Source organism: Flavobacterium sp. BFFFF1, assembly GCF_002256285.1.
Taxonomy (GTDB): Bacteria; Bacteroidota; Bacteroidia; order Flavobacteriales; family Flavobacteriaceae; genus Flavobacterium.
This window is the reverse complement of the sequence record NZ_NKJE01000007.1, coordinates 136788-148756: the sequence shown is the minus strand read 5'-3', so window position 1 is coordinate 148756 and position 11969 is coordinate 136788. Positions and strand designations below refer to the sequence as shown.

Annotated in this window: 4 protein-coding genes; all 4 read right to left on the bottom strand. The window is 46.9% G+C overall.

All coding sequences use genetic code 11. The annotated features are described in order from the left end of the window. Window positions 1-2440 (bottom strand): immunoglobulin domain-containing protein (locus CFE23_RS06510; RefSeq protein ID WP_291085815.1); only part of this gene is annotated, 2440 nt, incomplete at its 3' end. A gap of 112 nt (window positions 2441-2552) precedes the next feature. Continuing rightward, a complete protein-coding gene (pbpC, locus tag CFE23_RS06505) occupies window positions 2553-4925 on the bottom strand; it encodes a penicillin-binding protein 1C (RefSeq protein ID WP_291085818.1) in 2373 nt (790 codons plus the stop codon). Window positions 4926-4929: 4 nt separating this feature from the next. Next, window positions 4930-6228 carry a hypothetical protein gene (locus tag CFE23_RS06500; RefSeq protein WP_291085812.1) on the bottom strand — a complete coding sequence of 433 codons (1299 nt, stop codon included), beginning with the start codon at window positions 6226-6228 and terminating at the stop codon, window positions 4930-4932. 76 nt (window positions 6229-6304) lie between these two features. Continuing rightward, entirely contained in the window at window positions 6305-11815 is a 5511-nt protein-coding gene (locus CFE23_RS06495) for an MG2 domain-containing protein (protein WP_291085810.1), read from the bottom strand. Window positions 11816-11969: the final 154 nt, after the last annotated feature.

Sequence of the window (11969 nt, the reverse complement as noted above, 5' to 3'; positions counted from 1 at the left end):
CGTCAAAATGGAAGGTAACGAGATTTCCGATGCGTTCTGCCTTATAATTATAGTTGGCATTTACAGGCCTGAAGGTCGTCCAATCCAGTTTGTCGTCTAATTCGGTTTCGAGCCGCACATTGATCGCTTCAGCACTTCCGGTATTTTGGAAACGGATGGTGTAATTCAGGTCATCGGCCACCTGTGTCTGCAATATCTGCGATCCTTGCTGTACAGTGATGTCGTTAGGATCATAAGAATTCACGACCACCTGATTGAATACCACTGTATTGTCGCCCACATGCGCATCGGCATCGACGGTGTCCATATTCGCATCAAACAACAGCACATCGCCTAAGTTAACTACCGGAGGCTGTTTTACAATAAAGGAAATGCTATACACTTTAAATTGCGATGGCTGTAAGTCATTGATATAAAAACCAAGGGTATTCGAAACCTGATTGCTTTCAGCGGGTGATGCCGCAACAAAGTCCAGTTTGCCCAAATCATAGCTCAGTGAAGCATTGCCGCTGAAAGGTAATGTGCCCGCGTTGAATACATATAAGGTGTAAGAAACCGGGAAGCCCGGCCTGGCATTGCCATTAGGGAAAAAATACGTGATCGCGTCTGTCACAGGCAGTGAAGCCGTGAGGCAGAAATCCGCAGGCGTAGTCGTATTGGTTCCCGTAACGGTTAGTTCATAACCATCAGGGGTAGGCACGTTAAACTGCGCAGGCAAATATTGTGTCGAAATATAGTGGTAGCCCTCAGCGACGTTCGTAAAAGTATATTCACCGTTATTGTTTGTATACGCATAAGCAAAATCATTGTTGTGGATGCTCACGACCTGGATTCCTGATGCAGGGCCATCGTTAGCCGTACATCCATTGTTGTCGCTGTCTAAACGGATGGTTCCCGTAATGGTATTTGCGGTGCATTCAATGGCAATGAGTTCCACCGGTGAAATGGATATCGGACACGGTGCAGGACCATTGTTAATCCTAATCCAAACGGCGCTGTTGGGCTGCGACGTGGTATATGCTGAAAAAGCGGTCTCGGGAATCGGATTAACCTGGTTTTCGGCATCCTGCATGCTGGCATAGATGGAAAACTGTGCTGGGTTTGGGTTTTCACCCTGGACGTTTATCGTTGTGAGGTCGAACACGCCTACACCGTTTTCCAAACACGACTCCATCGGATCAAAGTAATAAGTAGGCCCGCCAGCGAACAGGTAAGCTCCCGAATACACTGGCACGCCGCAGGACGTTCCTGTGACTTTACATTTATAATATCCTGAATCACTATTGACTGCGTTTGGTTTTCCATAAAAAGGGGTAGTGGCGCCAACAATTTCGATCTCGTTAAAATACCATTGGAAAGAGAGGTTGTCCCCTTCCGCAGTCACATACATATTAAAAGGATTTCCCTGACATACCACGCCACCTTCCGGAAAAACAGTAGGTGGTGCCACCCCGACAATCAATTCGACCGGAGTGGTTTGTGACATGCACGAATTGTCGCTGACGAAGCACCGGTATATTCCGGACTCCCCAACTGTAATTGATGGGCCATCGCCTGAAACCAAGCCGACATTGTCCTTATACCACTGGTAAAACAGGTTATCGCCTACCGCATTAACACTAAGCGTGGCCTGTTCTCCGGGACAGATTTTGATCAGTGGCGCAGGTTGCGAGGTAATGACAGGTCCGCCGGTGATGGTGATGGTAAACATTTCATCGGTAGAGCAAACCCCGTTGTCTATATGCGCATACAATGTCGTTGTTGTATTGATCACAGTGCCTGCAGGAATGATGGTACCGGTTGCATTGGGTCCGGTATAGAAATTCCCGAGCGGCAATTGCCCAATATAAAAACTCTGGCATTCCGAGATGTCGCCAAATTGAGGAGGTGACTGCAGCACATAGACCACAAAACTCCCCTGACTGGAACAAGTACCGTTCGTGACTTTTACATAAATTACCGATGTCGTATCGATCAACGTGCCAGGTGCTAAAGCGATCGTGCACGCAGGGTCGGCATAATAATTTGCGTTGGGAACTGTTAAGGCGGGAAGTGTGTAGTTTTCACAAACACTGACGCTTTCCAATGGCGGAAGTGCCGGTGTCTGCGCCAGGACGATTACAAATTGCGTGATGGCATAGGTGTTATCCGTAAAGTCGCTCACCCTCGCATAAATTACCGTACTTCCCGCAAGCGATACAAAACTTGAAGGATTGGGAATGGGATTGTTGCCCATGTCAGCATCCATAGCCGAGGTAAAATAAGTGACCTGAACTTCATTTGGGCTTTGGTTACCGATGATAACCGGTGTTTGCACAGCGAGGTTAAAAGCATTCGAATCGCATTGGTATAAGTCAGCGGGCTGGTAGGCTTCTGCCTGCGCAAATCCGGTTAGGGAAAGCAGCATAATGAATATTGAAAAGAGTAATTTCTTTTTCATGCTATTGGTTTTTGAATTGGTTAATAAATTTTGCCCCGGGTAAAGATAATAACATCACTAGCGATCATTACCCTACTTTTAACAGAAAAGTTTTGGATCAGGGTAAAAGGACTCAGCGTACAATTTCAATCTTTCTGCGGATTTCATTGCCCGATTCATCAACGACGGTAACCTCGTGGATTCCCGCCGATGGCGTGATCGGCATTTCGTGAAACGTCTTGGTACTGCCGATGAATTGCCTGTCGAGGTACCAATACACTTCCGATTCCCGGCGCGAATGCGCTACCTTAAGGATCACAGGCTGTACGTCGCTGTTGAAATCTTTGGTCAGGAAAATCTTTGCCGTAGTTTTCGGATAAATAAAATCCATCGTGGCCGTATTGCTTTCAATGCAATTTTCTTTAAATGGCGGCAGCGGCCTGTAGTCAATATGCTGGTTTTTATAATACCACTCCATCACAGGTGGCAGTACAAACCAGCTTTCGGTTACGATATTCTCCGGGCTTTCACAGCTTGTGTTCACGCGAAATTGCCGCGTTTTGTTCAAATGGATTAATTTATGATAGGGGCAAACCGATGTGATCTTGCCTTTCAGCGGAATCCATTGTTTGATCTTGGGGCATTCCGGCTGCGCAAGGTGGCCGCTGAGTGCGCACACTTCCACTTCTTCGAGGTCATTCAAAGGGGGCGCAAACCATTTCTGCCGGGTAAGTAAATTAAACACATCAAACAAAACAGGCGCGGCGCTGGAAACCCCGGTCAAAGTAGGCCGGCCTTCTCCGGAGGCATTCCCGATCCATACACCGACAACGTAACGTGAATTGGTACCAATGGCCCACGCATCCCGGTTTCCAAAACTGGTACCGGTTTTCCAGGCGATTTTCTGGGAGCTGTCATAAAATTTCCAGGCTTCGTCAGCCTCCGGTCGGTTGACCTCTTCCATGGCATTGTAGGTGAGCCAAATGGCTCCCGCGCCCAAGATGGTCTTGTTGTAGCTTTCTTTCCCGAAATCTGCCTCAACGCCATTTTGATAATTGAGCTCTGCAAATTCCTTTGTCCGGTATTTTCCTTCATGCGCATTAAAATAATTGACGGTCGATGTCATGCCGGCATACGTCCTGCACAAATCCCACAAATTACTTTCGGCACCACCAAGAATCAGCGACAATCCATAGTGATCGGGTTTTGCAGAAATATCCCGAAGCCTGAAATGCTGCAGCTCCTCATAAAATTTATTCACCCCGAAATCCTGCAGCATCAATACCGCCGGAATGTTCAACGACCGCGATAACGCCCGGTGCGCCGGAACCGCCCCGTCAAAAGTCAGGTTGAAGTTTTCAGGTTTGTAGCCTGAAATCTGCGTGGGCACATCGGCCACAAGCGTATTCGGAAGCAGTTTGCCCTCGTCAAGCATTGCGGCATAGAGCAACGGTTTTAAGATACTTCCGGTACTCCGGGGCGCACCGATAATATCCACATCTTTCTGGTGCGCTGCATCTGTTGGAGCATTTCCGACATAGCTGATGATATTTCTGGTTTTGGTGTCGAGGACCAGAATGGCCAGGTTGTTGACGTCATTCTGACGGTACTGGCTGTAATAGTACTTCGCCATCTGGTTCACGCGCTGCTGCAGCGCAATGTCAATGGTTGTTTTCACGCGTTCCCCATTTTGGGATTTGGCGACGCGCTGCAATAAATGTGGCGCCGTCTGCGGCAGTGCAAAGGGTTTTTGCGGCAACGGCTCGGCAACCGCCAGTTGATATGTCTGCAAATCGATGATTTTCTCCTGCTGCAGTTTCGATAGAAGACGGTCGCGTTTGGCCTTCAGCTTCAGTTGGTTCTTACCCGGATAAATCAGGCTGGGTGCATTGGGCAATACAGCGAGCGTAGCACTTTCAGCCCAGGACAATTGGTCGGATCGCACTCCAAAGTACCGCCATGATGCCATTTCAAGCCCAACGACATTGCCGCCAAAAGGGGCGTGTGCGGCATACAGGTCTAAAATTCCGTCTTTCGAACAGCGAAACTCCAAACGCGTCGACAGGATTAACTCGATGGCTTTTTCAAAGTAGGTCCGTTTCTTGTTTTTTCGCGAAAGCCGTATCACCTGCTGCGTGAGTGTGCTTCCGCCACGGACTACTTTTCCGGCTTTCCGGTTCTGGACAAAAGCCTTGTACATCGACACCGGGTTAAACCCCGGGTGGTAATAGAAGTTTTCGTCTTCGAAATACACCACGCATTGCTTGAATTTATTGGGTACGCTGTCCTGTGCAGGGAAACGCCATTGGCCATCGGCAGCGATTTTGGCACCCAGCAATTCGCCTTCCTTACTTTCAATCACAGTGGCATAGGGCTCACTGAATAAAATCTGCGGAAGCGAAAAATAATACCAGATGAGCAGCACCAGCATGACTCCCGACTTGATGCGGTTGCGTTTGACCCAGGCGATGCGGCGTTTTAGGAAGGCTGCTAATATGGCCTTCATTTTTCTAAATACTGTCGCCATACATCCTGAAGGTTTTCATGATCGCCTGTTGTTTTTTATTCTGCCGAAAGGTTTTTTTGTATTTCAGCAGCAACGAATCTTTGTTATTGGTGGGGTTTTCATAGTATTCAAACCACTTTGCGTTATGCCGCATGTCTGCCTTCTTCAGGCTTAAAACAAGCTGGCGCACGGGTATGAGCTTTTCATTGCGCCATATATAATGGGTGTATATTTCCGGCGCATACCAACTTCCGGCATATGTGGCATCGAGCGTTTTATTTTGCTTATCAATGTCGTTTTCATTGACAGTCCCGAAATAACCACCGGCATAATGCACCGGCGCTTGCTGGGGAACATAATAAAACCCAATCTCGGAATTGCCGTTCATATTGGGGTGCCCGATGATCGTAATTTCGTTACGGCCATCGCTGTCGTAATCAGTAAATTCGATGTTCCAGACACTGTTTGCAGTTTGTTGTCCGCCCGCCTTTCTCCACTGCCCGTCGTATTCATATAAATCAAATACGGCATTTTCATCAGGTGAATCGACATCGATGGCATATAATTTTTTGCCGTCGATGAACTTTCCCACAATGATCCTACGCGCCTCGTTGTCCAGTGAGTCGTTGTTGATGGGATACAATAGGGAATCGGCGTCCAGCATTTTTGCCTTTGACAGGCATCGGTCTAGTATCTTTATGGCGGGAATCCTGCGAATATCCGCGTTTTCTGCATTGTCGGGTTCTATTTCCCTTTGGTGTAAGGAAAATTCCGTTCCCACGATGTTATAGGTTTCCTTAACAAACTTCCAATTGCTGTGAATCTGGCGGGCGGCAGGGTCGAGGGTCACATCGTGCAGCTTCTGCCCCGAGTATTCGAGTCGCTGTTCCCGTGGGTTGAATAACAGGCAGTAGTTGTCCTCGCCGTAAATGCCGCCGGAGGCGTAGCGCATTACAATATCCGTGAAACCGTCGTTGTTGATGTCAATCGGATCTGCCTCAACGTTCCAGCCCAAAGCCGTATCCGAAAGATGAAACAGGAAATTAATCGACTTGCCCTTATACTGATAAACAGCGGTGGATACCGAATCGGAAATGAAACCGAATTTATGGCCGTTGATTGTTCGTATATTGACGGCAACCACAGATTCCAAAAAAAAGTGGTAGGCATCTTTGTCCTTAAACTGTGCCAATGTCTTCTTCGGATTGCCGACAAAATAAACCATCGAATCAGCGGGTTTCTGAACAAGCGCACCGGACGCATCTTCCCCCGAATAGGCGTACAGCAATTGTGCTGTCTCCATGGATTGCTTTTTGATGCTGCAGGAAATCACCACCGCGGATAACGCGAAGGCCCAATAAATATGACCGTTCCTCATCTTACTTGACGACTTCTACCCAGAAGCCCTTTGTCCTTGCTAAAAATGTATTGTCATACATCGCCTCGCACTGCACTCCAGGAAGGTAATAATTTCCAAGATAGGACGCGTTCAACAGGATTTTAAAGGTCCTCGTTTCATTTGCCTTCAGGCCGAAATAGAAATTGGTGCGGTCATCGCGGATATCGGTATAGTCCGCGGGATTCGATGCGGTCTCACCATATTCCGTGTAGCGTGTATTAACGATCTCAAAACCAGAAGGTAAAATCTGTGTCAATGCGACATTGTCTACATATTCGTTCCTGGTGTTGGTTACGGTAACTTCGGCGATAAACTCGGTGCCTTGGCTGATCTTCGACACATTAATCACGGTGCCTTTTCGGTTTTTGAATACCATCGCCGCCTGCACGCCGCTTTGTGCCACCTGTTCTTTTCCGACAGGCAATATACCGGAATTCAATACCCTTACATATAAAGTGTTGTTCTTGTTGTTCTTGATTACGATGCTATTTTTACCCATGCTTGCCGATAGTTTTCGCGTAGAAATGGCCTTCGCCGTTTTAATCGCTGCAGCCTTTCCGTCCTGAGTGATCTGTACATCCATACCGCTGCCACCGTTTGCAGCTGCAAATTTAGACATGGCATACAGGCCGTAAGCCGTCGTTTGTGTGCTCATCCATTGCGGATTGGACAGCGATTTGGCGAGCTTGTTTGCCATTGCGAACGCTTTGTCCTTTTGGCCTAACAAGACCAATGTCTCCAGCGTCATGGCGCGGTTTCGGTCTTCTGAGCCATAATAGTAATAATAATAGCCACTGTTTTCATCGTCAATCCTGCTTTTCGCGAGCAGTGCCGTTCCTGCTGATTTTTGTCCTCCAAGGGCATACGATGCCGCCAATCTGAGTTTGCTTTCATTCGAAATGCCAGCTGTTTCGCGCAATCGGTTCATGGACGCGAGGTCTGCATTGCCTGCCAAAGCGAGTGTATACAAACGGTACGCCTGCGCAAAGTCGTTGCCCCATTGGGGATTAAAACGCCACGCTTTTGCTTCTTTCTTTTGGTAAGACAGCCATTTGTTTTTAAAACTTACGGGCAGTACATATCCTTTTTTCTCGGCCTCAATTAAGAAATGCCCGGCATAGGAGCTTCCCCAGTCGTCCGCCTGCCCATTTCCGGGCCAGTAGGAAAACCCGCCGTTTGGAAGCTGGAATCCCGCAAGCCTGTTGATCCCTGCTTTTACGTTTTTCTCAATGGATTGCAGTTTCACCGCATCGACATCAGCCACATCGTTTAAATACAATTGGGGGAAAACAGCAGAGGTTGTTTGCTCAACACAACCGTGCGGATATTCGATTAGGTATTGTAATCTTCTATTAAAATCGATTGTTGGCACGGACGATACTTCCAACTGTGCTTTATTGCTTCCCGAAACCCCAAAAGTAGCCCAGGAAATCGATTGGGAACTATTTGGCTTCAGGATAATATCTTTGAAAGTATTCGTGATTGGATTCGGATTGGTCACGTCAATTTCGATCTCATATACTGATTTTTCCTTGCCCGAAGTAGCGGTAACGGTTAATTTACCAATGCCTGTTGCGCTACCGACCTCGAGGTTGAAATAAGCGAGTTTCTCGTCTGGTTGTGAAAAACTGATGGTTTGCGACGCACTGCCGATGATGCGCAACGCGTTGTTGACTTTGATTTGCACCGAAACGTTTTTGACCTGTTTCTCCATCGCGAATACCGTAACGGGAACGGTAACTTTTTCCGAAGGCGAAATTTTCCGCGGCATCGATGCCAATACCATCAACGGGCTGCGCACCGGCGTTGCTTTTTCGGTGCTTCCGTAAGCGCTTGTTGCAGCATCTCCCGCTACGACCATGGTACGCACGGACCCGATGTATTTGGGCAATACGATCTTATGGGTTTTGGTTTCGCCTTTCGCCAGATTAAAAGGTCCGAAGTAGAGTACCACCGGTTTGAAACGGTTTGCTTTTTTGGCTTTTCCGCCCCCGAGCTCCTGGTCACCACCAATGCTGAATACCTGATTTACTTTTCCACCATAGGCACCGATTACGTTGTCATAGATGTCCCATGTTTTTACCCCTAATGCTTCCCTGACATAGAAATTATCCCACGCATTTGGCGTTTTAAAGCGTGTCAAATCCAGCAGGCCTTCATCAACCACGGCCACGGTATAGGTCATCGGTCTGCCTGTTTTCTCACTGACTTTCAGGTTAAATGCCTGCTGCGGCTTTAGCACATCCGGCATCGATATTTTGGGTTCAAGAATCGTGTTTTTGTCGACGACTTCTATTGGCACAATGCCATACATCCTGATCGGGGAGTCATTTTTAGTGCTCGCATGGGGTTGCAGCAGCGTAATGTTAAAATACACATTGGGTGCCATGGCAGCGGTTACAGGGATTTCAACTACGGTCTCTCCCTTTTTTGTCTTTGCCCAAAATGTCTGCACGACTTTTGACCCATTCTCAATTGAAATTAAAGCCCTGCCGCCAGCGCTGGACGGGAACGATACTTTTGCTTTTTCGCCGACGGCATAGTTCTTTTTATCCGTTGAAAAAACCAGCATATTGGCGGTCGTCGCATCGGTATTGCGGGTTTTGCCAGACCACACCGGCCAGTCTATTAATACCGTTTCTGCAGTGGCATGCCCATCCACAGGGTCTATTACCCGAATCAGGTATCGGCCCCATTCTTCATCAGGCACAGAAAATTGGATGGAGCCCCTTCCGTTGGTGTCGGTACTGATAATGAAATTTTTGTATGAGGTCGTAGCGTTCGACGAATTAAAATTGGAATAATTATCCTCAGAAGCATCCCACCACCAACGCCATTCGGTTTTAAAAACCTTCACCTCGAGATTGCGGACAGCCTTCGGTCTTCCTTTTTCATCGACAGTCACAATATCAAAACGGTTCATCGCACGGGTTTCCAGCATACCGTATTTGGTTGGCGTAGGCGATTTAATCCCGACGTATGTTTTGTAGGGCGAATAAGTCGTGCTCATCACGTCTGTACTCACATCACCGCCCTCTTCGTAAACTTTTGTAATGAATGACGCTTTGAGCATGCCTGGAGCCTGGCCTGTAAGCCGGGGATTGATGCTGGCTTTCGCGAGGCCGTTTGCATCGGTTTTACCGGTAAACACATTGATTTCCTCTGTGCTGAATTTACGCACCACATCATCAAAGGTATATTTTTCATAGCCCTTGAATGTGGTGGTCTGCTGCGTGAACTTCGCCTGCATATCCACTTTCAGGTTTTTGGCGACCGCGCCATGAAGCCAGGTGATTTCGAGGTTGGCATTGTTCGGGGTTGCTGAAGTCAGCACAGGATTATCAAACGTGGCTTTTATCCTTAAGCGATTTGGTTTGATCGTTTCAATCTTAATATTTTTGTAAAAACGCGCACCACCGACAGAAACGACTGCCTCCCAGCTTCCTGTAGGTGCATCAGTGCTTGTTGGCACGACAAAAACGTAGTGGTTAAGGTCATTCGATTTTTTGACCTGCTGATAGGTTACTTTACCCTGGGGGTCACTGAGGCGGAACTTAATCGGGTGCGATTTTGGGAGTTTGTTCGCGGCATCGTTAAGGATGAAAGACAAGTAGAGGTTGTCACCGGGACGCCACACACCACGCTCACCGTAGATAAAGCCCTTAAGCCCTTTCTGCAATTCTTCCCCGGCCACATCAAAATTACTGACGGAGAGGGAAGTCCCATCATCCATTTTTACGTAAGTGGATTGGTCGCCTTTGGTTACAATCGCGAAATATGCAAACTTGTCTTTGATAAATCCAACGGTACCATCTGCATCTGTTTTGGCTTCACCGATTTTCTGCTGCTGAAAATTGTAAATGGCCACGGTCGCATCGCAGACAGGCTCAGTAGTCACGATATTATTGACTGCGAAAAAATAGGATTTGTTGTTGCCTCTTTTCGCAATCACGCCAAGGTCTGTCGCGAGAAGATTCGTTGCAACACGGTTGTTGTAATAATACGAATTGGAACATGGATCTTGTTGTTCCCGCCATTCGTAATCGTCATAGTAATAATCGTCGTAATAGTTGTCACTGTAATTCACATCATTTTCGCTGGCTTCTTCTTCCTCGTCATTCGCGTTTTGGTCATCTGGCGTATCCGCCGTGCCGTCACATTCGTACAGCGAATATTTTTTACGGTAAGAAAATTCAACACGATAAATGGCGCCCGGTTCAGGCGTAATGATTTTGGAAAGATCCAGTGCATACGTGTTCCATTTCGCGAGGTTGCTAATGTTGTTCTGCTTCAGGTTCAGCACTGTTTTTGCAATGGGCTGTGAAACCCGTTTCAGGTCCTGGTTGCCGTTCAGGTCGTTGTATTGTAGGAACTGCAGGATATTATTCTTGAAAATCTTATACACCTTTACATCCACGGCACTGAGGTTCACGGCCTCAAAATTGAGTTTCAGGTTATTGGAACTTGGCATGATGTTTCCATTCTTGGCCAGGCGGACGTTGGGTTTGATTTGCTCGAACGACACCCGTGTCGCAAAATCCGTTTTGAGCCTGTAGCCGTCCTCGCTTTGGATTCCCTGGAAAACTTCCAGCAACTGGTTTCCTTTCATCGGCTCGTCAAAGAATACTTTGAGTACATTCCCTTCCGTTGCAAAACTCATCGTCTTTGCACTTTCTACAGCTATAAGTCCGTTGAAATCCTGCCCGCGCTGTAGCGTTTCTGAGAAGTTTACCAATAAAGTCTGATTCTCCCCTTCGGGAATGGTTACATCCATCACTTTAAAATTGTCTTTGCCGGCGATCGGATATGTAATGACACCTTTTTGTTTAATGTCGAGGGCATTGCCGTCATAATTAATAGCAATCTGGCTGTCCTGGTCAAAACGCTGTATGCTGTCAATCATGAATTTGAGCTCGGTGGGCGTGCTGAGTTCCTTATCAAACTTAATATGCAGTTTTTTGTCTTTCTGTGATGCGCTCAGAACCTTCGCGGCATCGTCAAGGCTCATGTCATCAGCGGTTTTCATGACGCAGTTCAGGTACTGGTAATTCTTACTGTACGACTGTATGTCGGCTGTAGATACAATGAAATCCTGTTTTACCGCCTTTATGGTGAATTTAAAATCTTCGAGGTTTTTTGGGGTATTGATGAGTTTGGAAAGGTGGAATGTGACCTGATACTCCGTGTCCTGTGTCAGTTTTTTTTCAGGTACAAACGCAATGGTATTCGCGGAAAGCGCAACGACTTTGCCGTCTACATTTGGGGAAATATCAAATAGGTCGTCTTCGAGTGGTCCCGGTTTGAGCTGCTTTTTTTCAAATGCCAGCACGACGCGGATGTCGCTTTTGGCTGGAATGATGCCCGAGGTAAAATCGGTAATGTACTCTTTAAATAAGGAAGGATCGGAATTGAAATCAGCCGCGGATTTTTTGGAACAGGCCTGGAAAAGAACAAATGCAAAAAAGGCAAAAACAAAGTTTTTAGCTTTCATTTTCTATAAAGAGTTATTGGTTACAAGGAACGTTTGGAAAATCAAAAATTAACATTTTCCAATTATGCCAATAACTGTCTAAATGTTACAATATTGTAGTAAATGTAAATTATTTTATGAAACGATTACAAGAAAATTTTTCACATTTTTTATA